Annotated in this window: 14 protein-coding genes and 6 pseudogenes; 3 read left to right on the top strand and 17 right to left on the bottom strand. The window is 53.9% G+C overall.

Annotated elements, in window-relative coordinates:
* Positions 1-110 precede the first annotated feature (110 nt).
* The 9 genes from JCM15908_RS10410 to JCM15908_RS10380 all read right to left on the bottom strand — a co-directional run bounded on the left by JCM15908_RS10410 (position 111) and on the right by JCM15908_RS10380 (position 8,680).
* The gene (locus tag JCM15908_RS10410; RefSeq protein WP_036893163.1) at positions 111-767 is read right to left on the bottom strand and encodes a SprT-like domain-containing protein; all 657 of its coding nucleotides are present in this window, start codon (positions 765-767) and stop codon (positions 111-113) included.
* Between the two features lie 154 nt (positions 768-921).
* Positions 922-1,035, bottom strand: a complete 114-nt coding sequence (locus tag JCM15908_RS15645) for an ATP-binding domain-containing protein (RefSeq protein ID WP_506256112.1) — start codon at positions 1,033-1,035, stop codon at positions 922-924.
* Entirely contained in the window at positions 1,032-1,094 is a 63-nt protein-coding gene (locus JCM15908_RS15725) for an ATP-binding domain-containing protein (RefSeq protein WP_506256113.1), read from the bottom strand. Before JCM15908_RS15725 ends, JCM15908_RS15645 begins: the two co-directional genes overlap by 4 nt.
* Positions 1,091-2,338 (bottom strand): ATP-dependent DNA helicase, encoded by a 1,248-nt coding sequence (locus JCM15908_RS13755; RefSeq protein WP_234396445.1) that lies wholly within the window; start codon positions 2,336-2,338, stop codon positions 1,091-1,093. Before JCM15908_RS13755 ends, JCM15908_RS15725 begins: the two co-directional genes overlap by 4 nt.
* A 158-nt stretch (positions 2,339-2,496) precedes the next feature.
* Positions 2,497-4,809, bottom strand: a complete 2,313-nt coding sequence (locus JCM15908_RS10400; RefSeq protein WP_025003271.1) for a RelA/SpoT family protein — start codon at positions 4,807-4,809, stop codon at positions 2,497-2,499.
* 41 nt (positions 4,810-4,850) lie between these two features.
* Complete coding sequence (locus JCM15908_RS10395) at positions 4,851-6,005, bottom strand: lytic transglycosylase domain-containing protein (RefSeq protein ID WP_025003270.1); 1,155 nt, start codon at positions 6,003-6,005, stop codon at positions 4,851-4,853.
* Positions 6,006-6,042: 37 nt separating this feature from the next.
* Entirely contained in the window at positions 6,043-6,822 is a 780-nt protein-coding gene (locus JCM15908_RS10390; RefSeq protein ID WP_234396444.1) for a DUF5683 domain-containing protein, read from the bottom strand.
* A 29-nt stretch (positions 6,823-6,851) separates the two neighbouring features.
* Complete coding sequence (locus JCM15908_RS10385; RefSeq protein WP_025003268.1) at positions 6,852-7,757, bottom strand: ParB/RepB/Spo0J family partition protein; 906 nt, start codon at positions 7,755-7,757, stop codon at positions 6,852-6,854.
* Positions 7,758-7,915: 158 nt separating this feature from the next.
* On the bottom strand, positions 7,916-8,680 hold the full coding sequence (locus JCM15908_RS10380; RefSeq protein ID WP_025003267.1) for a ParA family protein: 765 nt from the start codon (positions 8,678-8,680) through the stop codon (positions 7,916-7,918).
* Positions 8,681-8,873: 193 nt separating this feature from the next.
* Here JCM15908_RS10380 and surE point away from each other — a divergent pair, with 193 nt between their 5' ends.
* Together surE and lpxB are read left to right on the top strand one after the other, a co-directional pair.
* Positions 8,874-9,650, top strand: coding sequence for a 5'/3'-nucleotidase SurE (gene surE, locus JCM15908_RS10375; RefSeq protein WP_025003266.1), 777 nt, complete (start codon positions 8,874-8,876; stop codon positions 9,648-9,650).
* A gap of 141 nt (positions 9,651-9,791) precedes the next feature.
* Positions 9,792-10,990: pseudogene (lpxB, locus tag JCM15908_RS13750) on the top strand (lipid-A-disaccharide synthase).
* A gap of 473 nt (positions 10,991-11,463) precedes the next feature.
* On the opposite strand, the gene JCM15908_RS10365 reads toward lpxB, so the two are convergent.
* Both JCM15908_RS10365 and JCM15908_RS10360 read right to left on the bottom strand, forming a co-directional pair.
* Complete coding sequence (locus JCM15908_RS10365) at positions 11,464-12,507, bottom strand: DUF4435 domain-containing protein (protein ID WP_025003265.1); 1,044 nt, start codon at positions 12,505-12,507, stop codon at positions 11,464-11,466.
* Between the two features lie 12 nt (positions 12,508-12,519).
* Positions 12,520-13,338 carry an AAA family ATPase gene (locus JCM15908_RS10360; protein WP_025003264.1) on the bottom strand — a complete coding sequence of 273 codons (819 nt, stop codon included), beginning with the start codon at positions 13,336-13,338 and terminating at the stop codon, positions 12,520-12,522.
* Between the two features lie 440 nt (positions 13,339-13,778).
* On the opposite strand from JCM15908_RS10360, the pseudogene tnaA reads away from it, so the two are divergent.
* A pseudogene (tnaA, locus tag JCM15908_RS13745) lies at positions 13,779-15,154 on the top strand (tryptophanase TnaA).
* 229 nt (positions 15,155-15,383) lie between these two features.
* On the opposite strand, the pseudogene JCM15908_RS13740 reads toward tnaA, so the two are convergent.
* The 6 genes and pseudogenes from JCM15908_RS13740 to JCM15908_RS13725 all read right to left on the bottom strand — a co-directional run bounded on the left by JCM15908_RS13740 (position 15,384) and on the right by JCM15908_RS13725 (position 22,476).
* Positions 15,384-16,731, bottom strand: a pseudogene (locus tag JCM15908_RS13740) (TIGR00341 family protein).
* Between the two features lie 556 nt (positions 16,732-17,287).
* Positions 17,288-18,292, bottom strand: a complete 1,005-nt coding sequence (gene recA / locus JCM15908_RS10345; protein WP_025003263.1) for a recombinase RecA — start codon at positions 18,290-18,292, stop codon at positions 17,288-17,290.
* A 174-nt stretch (positions 18,293-18,466) separates the two neighbouring features.
* Positions 18,467-19,704: pseudogene (locus JCM15908_RS13735) on the bottom strand (saccharopine dehydrogenase family protein).
* Between the two features lie 84 nt (positions 19,705-19,788).
* Positions 19,789-20,413: pseudogene (locus JCM15908_RS13730) on the bottom strand (DUF6621 family protein).
* Positions 20,414-20,805: 392 nt separating this feature from the next.
* Positions 20,806-20,985, bottom strand: coding sequence for a hypothetical protein (locus JCM15908_RS14855; protein WP_159101335.1), 180 nt, complete (start codon positions 20,983-20,985; stop codon positions 20,806-20,808).
* Positions 20,986-21,019: 34 nt separating this feature from the next.
* Positions 21,020-22,476 (bottom strand): annotated as a pseudogene (locus JCM15908_RS13725) (TrkH family potassium uptake protein).
* Positions 22,477-22,524: the final 48 nt, after the last annotated feature.

The raw sequence follows: 22,524 nt of genomic DNA, 5'->3' as shown, positions 1-22,524 counted from the left end.
GCTAACCGTATATAATTTTAAAGCCTCCCTGAAGCCCGGAAAACAACGCCCAATCCTGCCGAAATCGGTACTGCCTATAAAACTGCCAAAACCTTATGGACGGCTGGCAGTTATTCCATCCGCTTCATCTTCCGGGTCATCTCGTCGAAAAAGTCGGCAGAGACCTTCCTGCCCCGCAACGAGCGCACCCGGGGCATGCTGCTGAAATATTCGTCCTCTGTCTGATACCATGCGTGAGATTCGACCTCGCCGGCACGCAAGAGCGACAGCTCCAGACGGCCTGCCGATGCCGGGCTGACGGAGGAGAGATAGCGGCTGCCGTTCTTCATCTTCAGGGCAAGGACAAGACAGGTACGGGGAGCCTGCGGCACACGGGGACGGATGGAGCGCGTGTTGACGGAGACGGCAATGTGCCGCCCGAACCTGCGGTTGATGTTGTCCATCATTCCGCGGAAAACGATGCCATGAGGCGCGTTGTCCCTCAGTCCCGTATAGGCGATGGAGTAGTGTATCATCTCGTGGATGAGCACGTCGTCAAGCTGTTCCTGCGTCAGCGCATAGTAGGTGGAAACGGAAATGCAGTAGTCGGAGAACGTCGTGCGTCCGCGGACGGTCTTCCGCTTGCACGCCATCTGCCCCAACCGCGTCTTGGCCTTGGAGAGCCGGAGCCGCGGAACGGGCAGGCGGCCGTCGAAGATGAGGGCGTTGTACTTGTCGAACGCGGCGAGGAGGGCGGCTGTCTCTGGATTCGCCTGCCGGCCGGGGATGGGAGTGTACTCTTTCCGCTGACTGCGGAAAGGAGGGGAAAACAGCTTCTTGATGGAGAATGTCAATGCGTATGGATGTTTTAGAATGTGGAAAAGTGGGGCGGAGAAAACCGGGACGGACTCTCCTTGGCCACTGCAAAATGTACTGAAGGCGTCAGTCGCCAATCTGCGCCTTGGGCCAGTTGACCAGATAGAGATGCTCCGTGGCACGGGTGAAGGCCGTATAGAGCCAATGGATATAGTCGGGCGTGAGCATCTCGTCGGTCATATAGCTTGGTCAAGATATACGTGCGCCCACTGGCCGCCCTGTGCCTTGTGGCAGGTTATGGCGTAGCGAACTTTATCTGCATGGCGTTGTAGTAGTTGTCCTCGCGCAGCTGCTTCATCCGGTCGGCCTTCAGGGAGATGTCGGCATAGTCTTCCATCACACGCTGGAAGAGTTGCGTGTCCTGCTCACGGGTCAGTGCCGGAGCCTCGGAGGTCAGGGTATCGAGTATGACGGTCGTTTCCATGTCGGCATGGTCGTAGTCGGGGAACTCGAGGGACACGTCGGCAAAACGGAACCCATACAGGCTCTGCACGTTACGCACCCTACGGACCATGGCGCGGTCGCCGTTGGCAATGAACGAGAGGGCCGGGAAGCCGGGCGAGAGACTATATTTGTTCTTCACCACCATCAGCATGTCGCCCGTGGTCAGCTCCTCTTCGCGGCCGAGCACCATGTTGCGGATGCCTTGGTTGAAGATATTGGCACGCTTGTTGGAGCGCGTGATGACCATTGTCTCGTCCATTCCTACCCCGGCATAGCTCGAAGCGAGACTTTCTATCAGTTCGTCGCCCGGGACGACGGAGATGTCGGCAAATCCCCGGAAACGTATCTTGGGCAGCTCGGTAGCCCTGTCATGTGTTATCATCCGGCGTATCGCGGTGGCATTGCTGAGGATGCCCGAGTCCCGGCTCTGGCGCAGCACCTCGCTGAGGTCGCACTCATAGACGTGCAGGCCGTAGCAAGCGAGCACGTCGGCACGGAGGGCCGGACTCTCGGCCTCGCCCACCGGCGGCAGCTGCGCCTTGTCGCCGATAAGCAACAGACGGCAGTTGCTGCCGCCATAGACGTATTGTACGAGGTCGTCAAGGAGACGTCCGCTGCCGAAGACCGTGTTTCCCGTCGCAAGGCTGACCATCGATGCCTCGTCGACCATGAAGAGGGTGTCGCGGAAAAGATTCTGATTGAGGTTGAAAAGTCCGTCCGTTCCGTTGAACGTCCGCTCGCGGTAAATGCGGCGGTGGATGGTAGAGGCAGGGCTGCCGGCATTGAGCGAGAAGACCTTTGCGGCACGCCCCGTCGGAGCAAGGAGCTGCACCTTCGCCTTCAGCCGCCTGAGAGTCCGCACTATGGCACCGGCGAGCGAGGTTTTCCCCGTTCCTGCGCTGCCACGCAGAATCATGACCGGGTATTCGTCCGCATCGGTCATAAATCGGGAGAACGTCCGCAGGGCATTGTCTTGGTCGGCAGTCGGCTCGAAGCCGAACTCCTGCCGGATTTGGCACATCAGTTCGTCTATTGTCATGGGCTATTGTCTGGATAGGGCATCGGTGGAAGCAGGTACTGCCCGATGGCCGGTAGAAGCACGGGAGAGGCCGGGGCGTACCGGCCGGCTACTTCAATAAAGGGAATAAAATAGCCGTTCCTATAGAATAGAAACGGCATACCGCAGGTACGGAGGCGTCAGAAAATCTCCTGCACCTCCTGCATATCCTCTATCTTCCGCAGGCTTTCTACAATGACACTGGCGTCCTCCCGGTCATGAACGCGCAGCTCCAACGAGCCTTCGAAAATTCCCTTGTCGCTGGAAATGGTAATCTTGCAGATATTGACACCCAACTTGTCGGAGATGACATCGGCCACATCGTGGAGCATGCCCTTCCTGTCTATGCCGTGAATCTCGATAGTCGCGTCGAAGAAGAGGCGTTTGTGCATGTCCCACTTGGCGTCGACGATGCGTGTTCCGAAGCTCGCCTTCAGCTTGGAGGCGACGGGACAGGAACGCTTGTGAATCTCTATGTGATTCTGATTGTCGATATATCCCAGCGCATCATCTCCGGGAATGGGGTGGCAGCACGATGGGAAGATATAACGGGCAATATTCGATTCGCTGATGTAGATGGGCTTCTTCTTGTTGAAATCTTTCCCGACGGTTATCAGTCCTTCCTCTGTAGCCGGCAGATTGTCGGGAGACGGGGCAGCGGCAGCAGTGGGTTCTTCCTTTTCCGAACGCTTCAGGAAGGGGACATACTTCCGCCATCCTCCGCTGCGCGTAGACTTCTGGAACTTTGACTTCCCCTGAAGCATGTCCAAATCGGCATCCCCCATGACGATAGTCTTATCCCCAATGGCAACAAACAGGCTGGAATGACGCTGCAACTCGTGCAGGCTGCAAAGCGAGTCAAGCACGGATGTGGTCATCTCAAAGTCGTTGTCGCGGAGCCATTCCGCAAGCATTTCCTCGCCTATCTTCTGTTTCTCGCGTGCTTCGCGGCGCAGGCTCGCCAGAATCTTGCCCTTTGCCTTTGCCGTAGATACGAAATTAATCCACGACGGCTCTACTTTCTGCGCCTTGGACGTGAGAATCTCTACCTGATCACCGCTTTGCAGACGATGACTGAGCGGTACCAGCTTATGGTTTACCTTGGCACCGATGCAATGACTGCCCAAGAAGGTATGTATCTGAAAGGCAAAGTCGAGCGCGGTACATCCTGCCGGCAGCGTCTTGATTTCGCCCTTGGGCGTGAAGACAAATATTTCGGACGCGAAGAGGTTGAGCTTTATGGCATCAAGGAAATCCATAGCATCGGGCTGAGGGTCGTCAAGAATCTCCTTGATAGTGTGCAGCCAGTCGTTCAGTTCACCCTCGTCTTCGGTTATCTCTCCCCCTTCCTTATACTTCCAATGGGCAGCAAAGCCCTGCTCTGCAATCTCGTCCATCCGCTCCGAGCGTATCTGCACCTCTATCCAACGCCCCAGCTTCGACATGAGTGTAACGTGGAGAGCCTGATAGCCGTTGGCTTTCGGATGGTTGACCCAGTCGCGCAGGCGGTCGGGATGACTCTTGTAGAGCTTGTTGATGGCTACGTAAATCTGAAAGCACTCGTTCACCTCTTCCTCGCGCGACTTGGGCGAGAAGATGATGCGTACGGCAAGAATATCGTATATTTCCTCAAAGGTAACGTGCTTGTTCTGCATCTTGTTCCAGATGGAGTACGGACTCTTGATGCGTGCCTTCAGCTCGTACTTCAGCCCCAACTTGTCCAGTTCCTTTCGGATGGGGGCCGTGAAGTTCTCGAAAAGGGTCTCGCGCTGCGACTGTGTCAGGGCGAGCTTGTTCTCTATGAGCTTGTAAGTATCGGGATGCTCGTATCGGAAGCTGAGGTCTTCAAGTTCGGTCTTCACCTTGTTCAGTCCCAGACGATTGGCAAGCGGAGCATAGATATAGAGTGTCTCGCCTGCAATCTTGTACTGCTTGTTGGCAGGTTGCGACTGTAAGGTACGCATGTTATGGAGACGGTCGCAAATCTTGATGAGAATGACCCTTATGTCGTCGCTCATGGTCAGGAGCAGCTTCTTGAAGTTCTCCGCCTGTGCCGAGGCCTGCTCGCCGAAGATACCTCCCGAAATCTTCGTCAGCCCGTCAACGATAAGGGCTATCTTCGGGCCGAAAATGTTTGAGATGTCCTCCACCGTATAGTCGGTGTCTTCCACCACGTCGTGCAGCAGCGCGGCAGAGATGCTCGTCGAACCGAGGCCTATCTCTCCGCAGGCTATCTGGGCTACCGCAATCGGGTGCATGATGTAAGGCTCGCCCGAAAGACGGCGTACTCCCTTGTGCGCTTGGCGTGCAAAGTTGAATGCCTTCGTGATGATATCCACCTTCTTGCGGTGGCGCGAAGCAGTATAAGTATGCAGAAGATGCTGAAAGGCATCCTCTACCATCTTGTCTTCAGCCACCTGCTTTGAGTCGGCTTTTTCTATATCTTTGTCCATAGTATATCTTTTCCTTTCTTAATATTAAGGTGAGGCAGTAGTTATTGCAGGGAGGGCGTATTTCCGCTATTATTTTGAGAGACATCCTGCCCGACTGTCTGAGCTGTTATTTCCTCCGGGATGGATGGGGAGGCCGGACACGGCTGTCGGAGCAATTCGGAACACTTGATGAACCGGGAAGCCTCGTCAGCAGGCAGCAAAAGCGACGCACATCCATTGGAAGTTTTGACAATTCCCTGCCGGTACTGCGGATTGAGCATCTTGAGATTCTCTACGCTTATTCCCATCATGTCGGCTATCCTTCCCAAGGACACGTCTTCCGTTATCTTGACAGGCTCCACACGCTGTGGCAGACCCGTGGATGTCGGCTCAATACCATAGTCCCCATAATATGTCATCACGTAGTTGGCAGCAATAAAAGCAGGCACATATCCACGCGTCTCCTTGGGAAGATACTGATAAACCTGCCAAAAGTCGCAGTCGCCATTGTCGAGCCTCGCTTTCTCTATGGCATTGCTGACGCGCGTCGGGCCACAATTGTAGGCTGCCAGAGCCAGAGTCCAGTCACCGAAACGCAGATACAGGTCGCTCAGGAAGCGTGCCGCAGCGTAGGAAGACTTGACGGGATCACGCCGTTCGTCCACGTAGCTGTCTATACGCAGGTCGTACTGCCTGCCGGTAGTGGGCATGAACTGCCAGAGACCGACTGCCCCGACGCGCGAAGTGGCGTTCGGATTAAGTCCTGACTCTATGACGGGCAGATATTTCAGCTCAAGCGGCAGACCGTATGTGCGCAGCGCATCCTCAAAGAAGCGGTTGTAGTACTGCGCCCGCCCAAGAATACAGCCAGTAGAGTGTCGTCCTGCCTTGACATACCGGTCGATATGTTTCCCCACCTCGTCATTATAGGTCAGCTGCATCGTTCCCGGCAAGCGTCTGATGCGCCTGTCAAGTACCGCTGCCTCGGTTTCCGTCTCTACCGCATGGTCGCTGTAGTAGTTCCATGAAGCCTCGTTGCTATAGTATTTGGCGTCGCTGTACTCCACCTCCAGCCCATCCTCGTCGGGCTTGGCTGCCGGAATCATGACCACCATCTGCCGTCCGTGGTTGTCGGTAACGGTCTGGCGTTGTGCCTGCACCGCACAGGCAGCGGCAGATACCAGCAATGCCGTCAGTATATACTTCTTGTTAATCATCCGTAGGATTTATATTAATATTGCTCTCTTCCGCCTCTCAGAACACGAGACTGCACCCTACGCCGAGTGCCGTGGAGCCAAAGAGATTGTGCGAGCCACCCGGCGACTGGTCGCGGATGACCGTGGGAGATACTCGCAGCGACAATTCGTCGGAAATATCAAACTCCGACAGCGAAGCATCCACGTAGGCATCAATGATTGACAATGCGTAGACGGCCACTGTAGCAAATATGCTCATGTCGCGCCAACGGCGGTAGCGGTCCTTGCGTTTCTTGAAAACACTCTGATAGCGCGCCACGTTGCTTTCGTCAATGGTAATGCCCAAATGCAGGAAATCATTGTAACTCTGCGTGGAGGGGTCGCCGTCCATGATGTCGAGGTAGGCCTGCGAATAGTCGCGGTAAGTCTGATTGTTCCACGACCACGCATAGATACAGCCGAGAAATCCCCCGTAGAAGATAGGCAACTTCCAATATTTACGATTATAGATTTGTCCGCCACCGGGTATCAGCGAAAGCCAGAGAGCCTTTTTCGGACTGGGCCGCCACGTGCTCCAGTCGCGTCGCTGCTTCCGGATTTTCAATGCGACTTCATGCCCCTCCAACGCTCGAACCAGTTCTGCTTCGTCAGGACTGGCCGCCACACTGTCGCCCGTGCTTTTGGAATGGCCGTCCAACTGCTCTACCGCGACAGAGTCGTCAGGGTAAATAATGTCAGGGACACGGTCGGGCACCTGTGCCAGAACCTCCGTCGCCCCACACAGAACGAGCCATAGCACGAACGCGGTTCTGAAAAACCTCTGTAATAGCTTATCCACTATCCGGCACTTTAGAGTTGTTCTACTTCCTATTTCATCTTGTCCATCACTTCCATGATGTGCACCAATTCCTCTTCCGATGCAAAAGAGATGCTGATGCGTCCCTTGCCACTGGCATTGCAGGTCATCTGCACCTTGGCATCGAAAAAGGCAGAGAGGCGTTTCTTGAGAATGTCAAACTCTTCGGGGAGTTTTGCCCTCGCCGCAATCTTCTTCTTGGCAGTCTGTATATCCTCGCCCCTATTAAGCTGCTGGCAGAGTTCTTCCACCTTGCGCACGCTATAGCCGTTCTTCTGTATCTCGCGGAAGAGTTTGAGCTGGAGCGACGGACTCCCGAGAGAGAGGAGGGCGCGGGCGTGTCCCATGTCAATCTCCTTTTTCTGCAAGGCCATCTGGACCTGCGCCGGGAGCTTCAGCAAACGGAGGTAATTGGCAACGGCAGCACGGCTCTTGCCCACCCGTTCGGCCACGCGCTCCTGCGTCATGCCGCTTTTCTCCTGCAAATGCTCGTATGCCAGAGCAATCTCTATGGCGTTGAGGTCTTCGCGCTGAATGTTCTCAACGAGTGCCAGCTCCATGACGTTTTCGTCCCTAATGGTCCGAATGTAGGCCGGAATGGCGGTCAGACCTGCCTGCTGACAGGCGCGCCAACGCCGCTCACCGGCAATAATCTGGAATTTCTGCTCGTCTATCTGTCGGAGAGTGATGGGCTGGACAAGTCCCAGTTCGCGAATACTGTTGGCAAGTTCCTCCAATGCTACCGGGTCAAACTCACGACGGGGCTGGTTGGGATTGGCTTCGATTTGGGCAATGGGCACCTCATTGATGGTCGAACTGCCTTGCGTGCTGACCGATTCGGTCGAAATGAGTGCGTCAAGTCCTCGTCCGAGGGCATTGGTCTTTGCGTTTCTGTTGTATTTCTTGTGTACTGCCATATTCTAAAAAAGTTAAGGGCGTCAGTATAGTTAAGGAGATGGAAGGCGTCAGGGCCGTATCCGCGCTTGCCGGTCTTGCTCCTTGCAATGCTTTCGGTTTCGCAGACGCAGGCTCAAACCGCCCGTCTCCTACCTCCCGACAGCCCGGCCAAGCCGGCTTATTTGTTCTTTTCGATAATTTCCCTCGCGAGTGCCAAGTGGTTTTTCGCCCCCGTCGAGTCGGCATCGTAGAGGATAACGGGCAGTCCGTGGCTCGGACACTCGGAGAGTTTCACGTTCCGCTGGATGACCGTCCGGAAGACCAGCTCTTGGAAATGCCGCTTTACCTCGTCGTAAATCTGGCGTGCCAGACGCAGACGGCTGTCGTACATCGTCAGCAGAAATCCCTCTATCTCGAGCTTCGTATTGAGTTTGCTCTTAATAATCTTGATGGTATTGAGCAGCTTGCTGATGCCTTCAAGTGCGAAATACTCGCACTGCACGGGAATGATAACCGAATCGGAAGCCGTCAGGGCGTTCACCGTGATGAGGCCGAGCGAGGGGCTGCAGTCTATGAGTATATAGTCGTATTCGTCCCGGATTGATGCAAACAGGTCTCTGACGATATTCTCCCGTTCCCTGAGATTGAGCATTTCAATCTCCGCACCCACGAGGTCGATGTGGCTCGGCACGATGTCGAGTCCCTCAATGTCGGTAGTATAGATGGCGTCGCGTACATCTGCATGGTCGATGATGCACTCGTAGAGCGAACAGTCCACCTCCTTGATGTCGACACCCAGTCCGCTCGAGGCGTTGGCCTGCGGGTCGGCATCGACGACGAGCACACTCTTCTCCAGCGTTGCCAGCGAGGCGGCAAGGTTGATGGTGGTCGTGGTCTTCCCTACTCCGCCCTTTTGGTTTGCCACTGAGATTATTTTTCCCATTCTTGTCTATCCTTACTTTATTCGGTTTTCGCCCGTACAGGCCCATCAGAACATAATGAAAGTCTCCTCACAATGCCCCGTACCTGCGAAAGCCCGGTTGTTGTTTTGCCGACAAAGATACATATTTTATATGAGACTAAGGGTATATCTGAACCTTTTTTCGTAATTTTGCACGCAAAAGAAAGCATTTATTATGGATTCCAACAAACCCCTGATACTGATTTCCAACGACGACGGCTACCACTCCAATGGTATTCGGACGTTGGTGTCGTTCCTCTCCGACTTTGCCGATGTTCTCGTCTGTGCCCCCGAGGCGGCACGGTCGGGATTTTCGTGCGCCTTCTCGGCCGTCGACTATCTCCGGCTGAAACGCCGGCACAACATCCCCGACTGCGAGGTATGGTCGTGCACGGGCACCCCGGTAGACTGCGTGAAGCTCGCTCTCGACCAGCTGACGCCCCACCGCCGCCCCGACATGATTATCGGAGGAATCAATCACGGCGACAATTCGTCGGTGAACAATCATTACAGCGGCACAATGGGCATCGCCTACGAGGGCTGCATGAAATACATTCCCTCCATAGCCTTCTCCAGCTGCGACTACAATACCGATGCCGACCTGTCCTATCTGCGCGACTATGTACGCAAAATCGTGAAACGCGTACTGGCAGAAGGTCTGCCGAAAGGTATCTGCCTGAACGTCAACTTCCCCAAGGCAGAGCGGTTCGAGGGCCTGAAGGTATGCCGCATGGGCTTCGGCAGCTGGATAAACGAGGTGGTCGTGCGCGACCATCCCCGTGGTTTCAGATACTACTGGATGACGGGCGAATACCGCAACGACGAGCCGGAAGCTACCGACAACGACCAGTGGGCACTGGCGCACGGCTATGTCAGCGTAACGCCCACGAAAATTGACGTTACCGGATTCGAGGTAATGGAACAGATGAAAGGGTGGGAAGAGAATCTGTAGACAGAAACTTCCCAAAGCCTTTCCGACGGGAAGGGGTGCAGGACATTATGCCGCAGTCTCTCCACATACTCGCATCCCTCTTCCGAAGGGGGCTTGGGGAGGCTTTCGTCAGACATTGAGGAGCTTTTAACTACATAGCTTATGAAATACTATCTTATCGTTGGCGAGGCCTCGGGCGACCTCCACGCTTCGCGCCTGATGGCATCTCTGAAGGAATACGACCCCGATGCACGCTTCCGCTTCTTCGGGGGCGACCTGATGCAGCAGGTCGGCGGCGTGCGTGTGAAGCACTACAAGGACCTTGCCTACATGGGCTTCATCCCCGTGCTGCTCCATCTTCCCACCATCTTCAAGAACTTGGAGAAGTGCAAGAAGGACATTGTGGACTGGCATCCCGACGTCGTGATTCTCGTAGACTACCCGGGCTTCAACCTCAAGATAGCCAAATTTGTACACAAGCATACGGGCATCCCCGTCTATTACTATATCTCTCCGAAAATCTGGGCGTGGAAAGAGTGGCGCATCCGTGCCATCAAGCGCGATGTAAACGAGATGTTCTCCATCCTGCCCTTCGAGGTTCCGTTCTACGAAAAGAAGCATAACTACAAGATACACTACGTAGGCAACCCCACTGCCGAGGAAGTCTGCGGATTCCGCCAACGCTATGCGGAGACCAAGGAGGAGTTCTGCCACCGGCACAGCTTGGACGAAAAGCCCATCATAGCTATCTTGTCGGGCAGCCGGAAACAGGAAATCAAGGACAATCTTCCGAAGATGCTCGAAGCCGCAGGCCACTTTGAAGACTATCAGATGGTCGTAGCCGGCGCACCCTCCATCAGCGACGCATACTATGAGCCTTTCCTGAAAGACACGGGGGCGCGGATAGTCAGGAACGCCACCTACGAGCTTTTGTCACACGCCACGGCTGCCCTCGTCACGAGCGGAACGGCTACTCTCGAGACGGCCCTGTTCGATGTGCGCAGGTGGTCTGCTATGCGACGCCCGTCCCGAGCCTCATCCGCTTTGCCTTCAAGCATATTATCAAGGTCGATTTTATCTCTCTGGTCAACCTTGTTACCCAGCAGGAGATAGTGCAGGAGCTGCTTGCCGACCGCTTCAGGATATATAACATTGCCAACGAACTCTACCGCATCCTTCCCGGACAGCCTGACAGGGCGAGGATGCTTGCAGGATACCAGCTCGTGCGCAGCAGACTGGGCATGGAGGTTGCCCCCGACAACGCTGCCAGCATCATGGTCAGCCTGCTCCGGCGTCCGGCTGCGCGCCCGGCAGAAACAATTACCGACAGGGCCGAACCGCACGCAGAATCCGGCGAGTAGCCCGTTGCCGCAGTCCGTCATGGCTGCTGCCGGCTGCCTTTAGTTGCAGGCAAGGAATAGAAGGAAAGGGCATTGCTGTTCCCTACCCTCTATTTCTGTCTCTGCATTGCCTGACAGAGAGCAGCCGAAAGCAGATACAGAGAGAAAGAGGGGAGCGCACAGAAACTACGAAAAACATTTACAAATCAAGCGAGAGATATTTAGTTTTCCAGAAAAACATCCAGACTCAAAGAGCGAGTATGGGAAGCTGACCGTCAGAGACTTACGCACTACACAACCCAAAGCATCAGAACGGGTTAGCGGAAATGCCCGTTTCGCTGTGCCGTTAAGCCCGTTTCGGGATGCGAAAGTGCCGTTTTGGGATAGCCGCAAAGGCACAATGAGAAGACGGATAATCCTTTATCTTTACATATATACGACATATCCGACGGTCAGAAACACAGCCGACGGCATGCTCCTATCCCCTTGCGACCTTACGGATTCTCCCCGACGGGCTGACCGTCCTGACCGTCCCGAAGAGCATGGTGGCTTTCCAAAAAGCGGGCAATATCGTCCTTTATCCTGCGGAAAGGCTCAGACGACATATAGCCGACATTGCGGCGGAGCATCGGCACAATTTCCTCTATGCTGTGGGAATAGCTCGACAGCTCGTTGTGGCGTTGTATGCTGTGGACTGCATTGCGGTTGATTTCCGTCTCGCGCTCGCGAATCAGCTTGTCGCAGACTTTCTTCATGGCCGGCACAACGACACAATCGAAGAGATGATGCCCCTGTATGAAGAGGTAGGCGGTCTGAGGCGTAACGCCCAGCGCGCGCAGCTCGTCCTTCAGTCCGAGATAGCCCTGCTTGGCATCGGGATGCTGCCGTTGGAGCCGCTTCACCTTCTTGCCCACCTTCCGCCTTACGTTCTGCAACACGTCGACAGCTCCCTGAAGGGTAAAGTTGCCCGTCTCAATGACCCGGCAGAAGTCGCTGATGGTGAACTGGCCGTAAATCCGCTTCCTGTAAAACCATATATTCCATACCAAAAGCGGATAGACGGCTTCGCTGTACTGGCGGATATACTCTTCGAAATTGAAGATGGGGCGGTCGTTCAGGGCCACTGCCACGCTCACGTCGTGCAGGCTCGGTGCATAGCATTGCAGGTTTTCGATGGCGTAGGCGTAGGTATGGAAGACGTAGGGATTCCCATTCACCTCTTGGGAGATTTGTGTCGTGTCTTGCAGAAGATAGTCGTAGTCGGCATCCACGCAGGCAATCATGTTCTCGCCCACCTTTTTCGACACAAGATTCATCAGTACCGACTTCTTTCCCTTGGTAAGATTCTGCTTTGAGGGGAGCATCACCTCGAAATAAACATGCTCGTTCTCGAAACCGCTGAGTACGGTTCGCCAGAAGTAGATGTCGTCGTAGGACTCTACGTAGGCCACTATCTTCTGCCGGGCCGTCCGTCCGTTGAGCCGGTTGGCGGCTTCTATGTATGCTGAAGAAAGGTTCTCGCTCAATCGTCTTCCCATGACGCGGAGATTTTAGTTGTCGGTAATGTCGGAAACCTCGGTTACATGGTCGAGCCACCCGTTCATAATCACTGCAGGACTATGGGTCGTCAGTATAATCTGCACATTGGGGTTAAGCTCGAGAATGAGGTCGATGAGCCGCTTCTGCCAGTCGATGTGCAGGCTCACTTCGGGTTCGTCCATGAACAGCACGTAGGGCAGCGAGTCTTCTACAAGCACCGTCAGCAGGATGGCAAGAATTTGCTTCTCACCGCTCGACAGCTGATAGGGCATGAGAGACTCGCCGATTTGCGAGAAGCGTATCTCGTTCTCGGTGCGGATGATGGTCTTGCCCGTCTCCGTAAACAGGTCGTCGATAATGTCCTGAAACCGCCTTTTGGGTGCGGAAAGCCTGTGTGCTTTCTCGGCAGCGTCGGGACTGCCGCCCTGTAGGGTGTTGATGATTCGGTTGCCGATGTTCACCTGATAGTCGAGGTACTTGCGCTGAAGCTGGAAGAGCTGCCAGTCGAGTTCGGTAACGAGGTTGAAGTCGAGTTTGCTAACGGCTTCGAGGTTGAGCAGCGGACGGTCGAAGGAGCGGATAATGTCGTACCTTATCCACCGGGCATCGGCCGGCGAGACCTTCAGATGGACGCCCTTGATGAGGTGGCTCGGAAATTCGCCACCCTGCATCAGCCCTTTTACCACCTTGTTGAGAATGGTGCTTTTCCCGACTCCGTTGATTCCGCTCAGGACATTGACCTTACGGTCGAGCTGCCACTTGATGTGCTTTTTTCCGCTCCAAAGCGAATCAATCTCAATCTCCTCTATATAATCTGCATATTTCTGCATATTCTACCTGTTGTTTGTCAGCGCAAATATAGGAAATATATCCGAACGGGCAATGAAAACGCATCATTTTAACTCAAATACCCGCCTTATGGCAGGTACCGGCAACGGCTCCTCAGGCAACGGATAACGAAGTGCCGGAAACCCTGCACTACACTTCCATATAGTGAAAGAAGCAAAAAAATGGGCTTCGGACTAAAAGTTTTAATAACAAAACGCACGCAAATGGAAAAGAATTGTGTATATTTGCGAACATAATACCCGTTATACTGACGATTCAAAGCAATAACAATGCAATTGCTTCAACCGTCTTTCCGAACATACAGGGAGCGCGACGCTTTGCCACTCCTTTTATGATGAAGAATGGAGTCTACGGACTGCATGCCGTATAGAGGTGTTGTCTATTCTCATTAACATTATACTAATCAATTAAAACCGACGTTATGGAAATCCCATTTGCTGAATCTTGGAAAATCAAGATGATTGAACCAATTAAGAAAAGTACTCGCGAAGAAAGAGAACAGTGGCTCAAGGAGGCTCACTACAACGTATTCCAACTCAAGGCCGAACAGGTTTACATCGACTTGCTGACCGACAGCGGCACAGGTGCCATGTCCGACCGACAATGGGCAGCCATGATGCTGGGCGACGAAAGCTACGCCGGTGCCACCTCGTTCTACAACTTCGAGGCGATGGTACAGAAGATTCTCGGCATGAAATACATCATCCCGACCCATCAGGGACGCGCAGCGGAGAACGTGCTCTTCTCGTATCTCGTCAAGGAGGGGAATGTCATACCGGGCAATGCCCACTTCGACACGACCAAGGGACACATAGAGAGCCGCCGGGCGCACGCCATCGACGTAACGACCGACGATGCAAAGGACACCCAGAAGGAAGTACCCTTCAAGGGAAACGTGTGCCTGAACAAGCTCGAAAAGGTGCTGAAGGAGAACGAGGGGAACGTGCCGTTCATGGTGCTCACCGTTACCAACAACACCGTAGGCGGTCAGCCGGTCAGCATGAAGAACATCAAGGAGACTTGCGCCCTTTGCCATAAGTATGGCGTACCAGTGGTAATGGACTCCGCGCGCTTTGCCGAAAACGCCTATTTCATAAAGGTCCGCGAGGAGGCTACGCCGACAAGACCATCAAGGAGATTGTACGCGAGATGTATGCCGATGCAGATGCCGCCACGATGTCGGCCAAGAAAGACGGCATAGTGAACATGGGCGGATTCATAGCCACCAACAACAAGGAATGGTTTGAGGGTGCGAAGATGTTCTGCATACCGATGGAAGGCTACGTTACCTACGGCGGCATGAGCGGACGCGACCTCAATGCCCTCGCGCAGGGACTGGACGAGAACACCGAGTTCGACATGCTCGACACGCGCATCCATCAGGTACAATATCTGGCAAAGAAGCTCGACGAGTACGGCATCCCCTACCAGCGTCCTGCCGGTGGCCATGCCATCTTCGTAGATGCCAGCAAGGTGCTCACGCACGTGCCCAAGGAGGAGTTCCCGGCACAGACCCTGACCTGCGAACTCTACCTCGAAGCCGGCATCCGTGGCGTAGAGGTGGGCTACATGCTTGCCGACCGCGACCCCGAAACGCACGAGAACCGCTTCAACGGACTTGACCTCCTGCGTCTGGCCATCCCCCGCCGCGTCTACACGGACAACCATATCGACGTGATTGCGGCTGCACTGAAGAATGTCTTCGACCGCCGCGAAAGCGTTACCCGAGGTGTTGCCATCGAATGGGAGGCTCCGCTGATGCGCCACTTCACCGTTCAGCTGAAGCGGCTCGGATAAGCAGGCATTGCAGCCATCGCAAGTCGAACCTGCCGGATACGCATTTCCCCACACCCGTCTGCCGCAAAGGCGAGACCACTCAAGGAGAAAGGAAAGACACTGAAAACCAACAGGAGTACGCCGAAAGGCGTACTCCTGTTTTTATTTGCAGACTATCGTTCCTGCACCATCTCCTTGCGGCCTCATATCCACCCGGCAACCACAGCCGTACCATACCGCCCACCCGGGGCTAAGGCACCACTATCAGGCGCAGGCTGTCTGCCTTTGTCCGTGCCTTCAGCCACTTCTGAAGGCGCGCCCTCTCCACAGGGGCAAGACTTCCCCTGCTGTCTATCACCGCCATCACGTAGCGGCAGGTGGCAGCCGTATCGGTGCGCGCCTCAGTAACGTTCGACAAGCTCAGTCCGGCAACCAACGGGAAAACCGCCTTCACTTCGCCACGGATGCTCCTGCTCAGCTCCGCATAGGAGGCATAACTGTCCAGCTGCGTCTCCAGTTGCTGAATCTGATTGGCCTGCTCCAGCAGTTTCTGCCGGTTGGCTGCGGTGGATGTAGCTGCGGTGTTGAGGGCCTGACTGAGGAAAAGCATGCTGTCCGACTGCGAACCTTGTATGACATTCAGCTTGTATCCGTCCAACTGATACTCGTCCATCAGCGCGGGCATTACCAATAGCCTTGGACGAAATGATTTTCCCAACGGCAACCACGTTCAGCGTCTTGTGCTTCTCGTCCCTGTTCTGCGATATAATCTGCGTTCCCTTGAACGTCAGCTCGTTCTTTACGAACTTTCTCGTGTTGTTGTCGAGCACGCTCTGCCTGATAATCTGCACCGTCATGTAAGCTGCCGGAAGCATCGTCAGCACCACAATGCCGATGATGTACCGCTTCACCTTCGCCAGCCGGAGCGCGTCGACAAACACCTTGTGCCGGAAGCGCAGCATGCGCACCCCGATGAAAGTAGACAAGGCTATGAAGACCGTATTGATGAAGAAGAGGTAAAACGCCCCGAAGAAATAGGAGAAGTTGCCCACCGCCAGTCCGTATCCGGCTGTACAGAGCGGTGGCATAAGGGCCGTGGCGATGGCAACTCCCGGAATGACATTCCCCTTTCCCTTTGTCGAAAGGGCCAAAATGCCTGCCGCACCACCGCAGAGGGCTATGAGCACGTCGTAGAGCGTCGGCGATGTCCGGGCAAGAAGTTCCGACTGTGCCTCGGTCAGCGGTGTTATGAGGAAGTAGATAGTCGCCGTGAGCACGCTGATGCCGGTTGCCACAAGGTAATTCTTGATGGAACGCTTCAGCAGTCCGAGGTCGTTGATGCCCACCGACAGCCCCATGCCGATGATAGGCCCCATCAGCGGCGATATGAGCATGGCACCGATGATGACCGCCGTAGAGTTGACGTTCAGCCCCAGCGAGGCGATGAAGATAGCAAACACTAATATCCACAGGTTAGCACCGTGGAAGACGACTCCACTGCTAATCTGCCTGATGGTCTCGTCTTCATCTTCCTTGTCGGGCAAAGCATTGAAATATCCCTTCACTACCTGCCAAAGTGTCTTGTCGTTCTGTTCCATAGTCATTTCGTTTAAGTACAAATATAAATAAAAAAAACAAGATAAGGGGCAACGGACAGAAAGAATTTGAATGTAAAGCTAACTTACATCAAATTTTCAGCCTTCCCACCCCATACAGCGAAAGTGCCGGTTTCGCACTGTCAAAGTGCCGGTTTCGCACTGCGAGAACGGCACTTTGACCACATCATTTCCACACTTTCACTCCTCTATCCTGAACCCATTGATAACCAACTACATACGAAACACATATCTCATAGGTAGTAGCAGGTGATGCAGACAGACTTGCAGGACACACAATCTTGCAGCATCCTCAATATAATGACGCGGAATGGGGTGAACCTCAATTACCCTTCAGCAATCCGGACATCTCTTCCTGCATCATGGCGCATGCCACGCTTCCACCTTCGAGGAGCGCGCCGGCAAGACCGCATCAGGCTTTGTGCAGACGGAGAATTTTCTTCTCTACAGTGTACTTATTGTTTTTATAGTATAGACAAGGTAGCAGGCATATACCCACCCTACCTTATTATATATAGGGCAAGGCGGGCATGCGGTCTTATTTCTCTTTCTCTGCAATCGCCTGCTTAATGAGTCCTTCCAGCTCCTCGGCAAGTTCAGGATTGTCCTTTATCATCGTCTTGGTAGCATCGCGGCCCTGCGCGAGCTTCGTACCGTTGTAGCTGAACCAACTGCCACTCTTCTGAATGATGTTGTACTGAACGCCCAAGTCGACAATCTCGCCAATCTTGGAAATGCCCTCGCCAAAGGTAATCTCGAACTCAGCCTTGCGGAAAGGAGGAGCCACCTTATTCTTTACCACCTTTACGCGCACTTGGTTTCCGATAACTTGGTCTCCATCCTTGATACTCGTAACACGGCGGATGTCAAGGCGTACAGAGCTGTAGAACTTCAGCGCGTTTCCACCCGTGGTTGTCTCGGGATTGCCAAACATTACGCCTATCTTCTCACGCAATTGGTTGATGAAGATGCAGCAAGTGTTGGTCTTGGAGATGGTGGAAGTGAGCTTACGCAGTGCCTGACTCATCAGTCGGGCCTGTAGACCAACGGCAGAGTCGCCCATGTCGCCCTCAATCTCCTTCTTCGGTGTCAGTGCAGCCACGGAATCAACGACGAGAATGTCAATAGCGGACGAGCGGATAAGCTGGTCGGCAATCTCCAAAGCCTGCTCTCCATTGTCCGGCTGCGAAATCCAGAGGTTGTCTACATCTACTCCGAGTTTCTCGGCATAGAAGCGGTCGAAAGCGTGTTCCGCGTCAATGAAGGCAGCAATCCCCCCCTGCTTCTGTGCCTCGGCAATGGCGTGGATAGCCAGTGTCGTCTTGCCGGAACTCTCCGGCCCGTAAATCTCTATGATTCGTCCGCGTGGATAGCCGCCTACACCCAGTGCGGTGTCGAGGGCGACGCTGCCCGTCGGGATTACCTCTACGTTCTCTATCTGTTCGTCGCCCATGCGCATGATGGACCCTTTACCGAAATCTTTCTCTATCTTCGACATTGCAGCCTGCAATGCTTTCAGTTTTCCTTCGTTTGTTTCTGACATAATTAGCCTCCCCCGTCCCCCTCCGAAAGGAGGGAATTCTTATCTCGCGGGGGCCGAGTCTGAAGTTATCCCACAAAAGGGATGTGAGACAATTGTTTGTTAATATGAATGATGGATGAATGTTCTCAGCAAGTCCGTTCGTCCACCTCCTTTCAGGAGGATAGGAAGGAAGCCTTACAGCTCAATATCAACATTGAACTGCTCATGCCACGGCAGTCCCTGCTCGTTGAGCACCTGCAAGAATGGATCCGGGTCGAAGTCCTCGACATTCCATACCCCCGGCTTGTTCCAGAGACCCTTGAAGAACATCATCGCACCTGCCATAGCCGGTACGCCCGTCGTATAGCTGACCCCCTGCATGCCCGTCTCGTTGTAGGCATCCTGATGCTTGCAGTTGTTATAGATATAGTAGGTCTGCTCCCTGCCGTCCTTGACACCACGGATGCGGCAGCCAATGGAGGTTTCACCGTCGTAATTCTCTCCGAGGTCCTGCGGATTTGGCAATACAGCCTTGAGGAACTGAAGCGGGACAATCTTCACCTTAGCAGTCTTTCCCGAGCCGTCGGCCAATGGTGCCTCGTATTCGATTTCATCAATACGGCTCATGCCGAGGTTCTGAATACAGTCAAGATAGGTAAGATACTGCTGACCAAACGTCATCCAAAAGCGGGCACGCTTGATGGTCGGGTAGTTCTTTACGAGCGACTCCAGTTCCTCGTGGTGCATGAGATAAGAGTCTCGAGGGCCGATATTCGGATAATTCAAGTCCTGATGTACTGCCAAAGGCTCTGTCTCAATCCATTTGCCATCTTCGTAGTAGAGTCCCTTTTGGGTAATCTCCCGGATATTGATTTCCGGGTTGAAGTTGGTGGCGAAAGCCTTATGATGGTTTCCGGCATTACAGTCAACGATGTCAAGATAGTGAATCTCGTCGAAGTGGTGCTTGGCAGCGTATGCCGTATATGCCTGCGACACGCCCGGGTCGAAGCCGCAACCGAGGATAGCCGTCAGACCCGCCTTCTCGAACTTGTCCTTGTACGCCCACTGCCAGCTGTACTCGAAATGCGCCTCGTCTTTCGGCTCATAGTTGGCGGTGTCAAGATAGTTGCACCCACAAGCCAGACAGGCATCCATGATGGTCAGGTCCTGATAGGGCAGTGCAAGATTAATCACCAACTGCGGCTTGAATGAGCTGAAGAGGGCCTTCAGCTGCTCCACATCGTCAGCGTCTACCTGTGCTGTCCTGATGTCAGCCTTGTAGCCCTTGTCGTGGATAGACTTCACCAGCTCGTCGCATTTCTCCTTGCGGCGGCTTGCAATCATAAACTCCGTGAATACGTCCTGATTCTGGACAATCTTAAAAGCGCTACGGTAGCCACGCCACCTGCGCCAATCATTAAAACTTTTCCCATAGTCTGAAACTCCCCCCTATTCCCCCTCTCGAATAGAGAAAGGGCATCGGTATGTTTTGATGGGGGATTTTATTGTTCTTATTTTTACTTGTTTCCTATTTTGTTGTCTATCTCGGAAGCAGAGATGCCCATTGCATTAAGAAGCGAATAGCCAAGTATCTCCTGCTTGAAGTTTCCGCCCCCTACCGGCTGCATCGTGAAAAGCGTGATGTGTTTCTGCTCATCGTCCACATCCCGGAGTCGAGCGGAGACTGCCTAAAAGCTGTCCGTCCTCTCCATCCGGCACAATCATAATCCGCCTGACCTCCTCGTGGCTGAGGAGCGTCTTCAGCAAGTCGAGCAAAACATCCTCCTTGTTGCTTGCTTCCTCGCCAGTCGGTATGGCATTGATGATGAACTCACCCATCTGCGGGTCTTGGAAGGCCTGTCCGTTCAGCTCGTTGTCGTAATCGGCAGGGGAGAAATTCTCCAACTTGGGATTCTTCCTGTCGTGCAGAAGAACCACCTGCGTCTCGTGCCTACCCGGTTTCAGCCGGCCGTCAAGAGCTATATCAACGGCCCACTGACTGAAATCAACAGCCGGAATACGGCGGTTCAGCATCCGTTCAAAGTTGACGATGAGGTCGAAAGCCACGCGGCCGATGTAATCGCCATCGGCTATTATGATGTTTTTACTCCATCTGATGTTCTGTGCTTCTTGTACGTTCATAGCTACAAAGATACACTAAATCGGGCGAAGTGCAAAATTATGGGATTGTTTTTTGGAGTCTGTACCCATTTAGATGAGGCTGAAAACTTTCACGACGACGCGTGCCGCGGGCAGCCTCCCCGGGGGAGTGATGCCGCAATATGCGGTCTTATGCACCTTGGCGACGAATGGAAGGCACATCCGGTATGAACATTCCTGAGAGGATACGGGCATTTTTTCGGATGTGAAATGTTTTTACAAACCTATTCAATGTCCCGTTGTGGCCAGCCCTTGCCGCTATGGAGGAAGCGAGAATGTAATGCGGTGAGAGACAGACTATTGAGAAATAATGATTAGCCTGTGTTTTACCGACAATACGAAAACGGTACTTTCGGACAATGAGAACGGCACTTTCAGAGTGTGAAAGTGCCGTTCTCGTTCCGCCATCCCAATGTATTGGAACAATGGAAATGAATTTTTCTTACATTCTGTATGGCTGTACCCTGTCCCGAGACTTCGTCTGCTGCGCCCTGCTCCGGCCTTCTGCTTGTCTGGCAGCGGCTTTCGGGGAAAGCCGCTGCAGTCGCCATCACCTTTCCTTAGACGGCCGTCGCATAGCCGTGCTTGTCAGTTCTCCTTCCAAAAGGCCGGCGTGAAGAGTACCAGAACGGTGAAAAGTTCCAGTCGGCCGACCAACATCAGAAATGCTCCAATCCATTTCGCAAAATCGGGCAGTTGTGCCCACGACATGGTGGGGCCGATTTCCATGCCCAAGGTAGGGCCGACGTTGCCCAGACAGCTTAGCGTAATGGTGATGGCATTGGTATTGTCGATGCCTGCGGCTATCATGGTGAAAGCGCAGAAGAGCGTCAGTATGAGGTAAAGACCGATGAAGGCGAGAAGCGTTACACGCTTGGACTGGGAGACATTGACACCGTCTATCTTCATTGGCAGGACGGCATTGGGATGGAGTATCTGCCTGAACTCATTGCGGACGACTTTCAGCATCATCACGCCGCGGATGCTCTTGATACCGCCACTCGTAGAGCCGGAGCAGCCGCCGAAGAACATACAGGCGGCGAGTACTACCCACGTAACGTGCGGCCACTTGGCGGCATCGTCGCTGAAAAGCCCGGTCGTAGTGATGAACGAGATAACCTGAAAGAGCGAGCTGCGGAAAGCGTGCTCTATGTCGTAGTGGTTGCGGATGACAAGCTCCATGGCTATGAACGCGGTAAAGGATGCCACCATGATGGTATAGAAGCGGAACTCACTGTTGCGGAAGAGCTGTCGCAGGTTCACCCCTACTACTGAACTATACAGGAGCGTAAAGTTCACGCCTGACAGGAAGCAGAACAGGGCACAGACATACTCTTCGGCAGGAGAATGGAAGGTCATAATGGAGCCGCTCTCGGTGGCGAATCCGCCGGTGGCAGTACTCGTCATGGAGTAGTTGAAAGCATCGAACCACCCCATCCCGCAAATCTTGTAGCTGACGATACAGGCCGCCGTGAGCACGAGATAGACCACCCATATCCATTTTGCACCCGTACTGAGCCGGGGATGGAGCTTGCTCTTGATGGGGCCTGTGGCCTCGGCAGCAAACACCTTGACCGACCCGCCCACGAGCGAGGGCAGGATAGCGATGGTGAAGAAGACGATGCCGAGTCCGCCTATCCACTGGGTCAGCGACCGCCAGAACAGAAGCCCCTTGGAAGATGCTCGGGAAAATCGATGATGGTGGCCCCCGTCGTGGTAAATCCCGACATGGTCTCGAAGTAGGCATCGGTGAAACTGGTCAGTGCTCCGCTGATGAGGAAGGGCAGCGTGCCGAAAAGCGAGAAGAGAATCCAAGCCACCGACACGACAAAGTAGGCATCGCGACGGCCCAAGAGATTGTCGGCATGCCGGCCGAGAAGACGGAACACGATGCCTGCGCTTATGGTTATGAGGATGCTCCATGCGAAGGGAAGAATGTCGCTGCCCTGATACCATACAGCAACAAGCAGACAAAGAAACAGCAGTGTAGCTTCAATCCACAGCAGCGAACCAATGATTTTGGATATGATTTTGAGATTCAGCATTGCAATAACAAGTTGACGAAATGAGAGGTAGACAGGTTGTAGGCTCAC

Origin of the sequence: Prevotella dentasini JCM 15908 (assembly GCF_000614065.1) — a bacterium.
Taxonomy (GTDB): Bacteria; Bacteroidota; Bacteroidia; order Bacteroidales; family Bacteroidaceae; genus Prevotella; species Prevotella dentasini.
The sequence above is the reverse complement of the archived record's forward strand: the minus strand, read 5'-3'. Positions and strand labels throughout refer to the sequence as shown.

Coding starts and splice junctions, on each gene's coding strand:
- JCM15908_RS15645 (WP_506256112.1), bottom strand. CDS start 1,035: ATGACCGACGAGATGCTCACGCCCGACTATATCCATTGGCTCTATACG.
- JCM15908_RS13755 (WP_234396445.1), bottom strand. CDS start 2,338: ATGACAATAGACGAACTGATGTGCCAAATCCGGCAGGAGTTCGGCTTC.
- JCM15908_RS10400 (WP_025003271.1), bottom strand. CDS start 4,809: ATGGACAAAGATATAGAAAAAGCCGACTCAAAGCAGGTGGCTGAAGAC.
- JCM15908_RS10395 (WP_025003270.1), bottom strand. CDS start 6,005: ATGATTAACAAGAAGTATATACTGACGGCATTGCTGGTATCTGCCGCT.
- JCM15908_RS10385 (WP_025003268.1), bottom strand. CDS start 7,757: ATGGCAGTACACAAGAAATACAACAGAAACGCAAAGACCAATGCCCTC.
- JCM15908_RS10380 (WP_025003267.1), bottom strand. CDS start 8,680: ATGGGAAAAATAATCTCAGTGGCAAACCAAAAGGGCGGAGTAGGGAAG.
- surE (WP_025003266.1), top strand. CDS start 8,874: ATGGATTCCAACAAACCCCTGATACTGATTTCCAACGACGACGGCTAC.
- JCM15908_RS10365 (WP_025003265.1), bottom strand. CDS start 12,507: ATGGGAAGACGATTGAGCGAGAACCTTTCTTCAGCATACATAGAAGCC.
- JCM15908_RS10360 (WP_025003264.1), bottom strand. CDS start 13,338: ATGCAGAAATATGCAGATTATATAGAGGAGATTGAGATTGATTCGCTT.
- recA (WP_025003263.1), bottom strand. CDS start 18,292: ATGTCAGAAACAAACGAAGGAAAACTGAAAGCATTGCAGGCTGCAATG.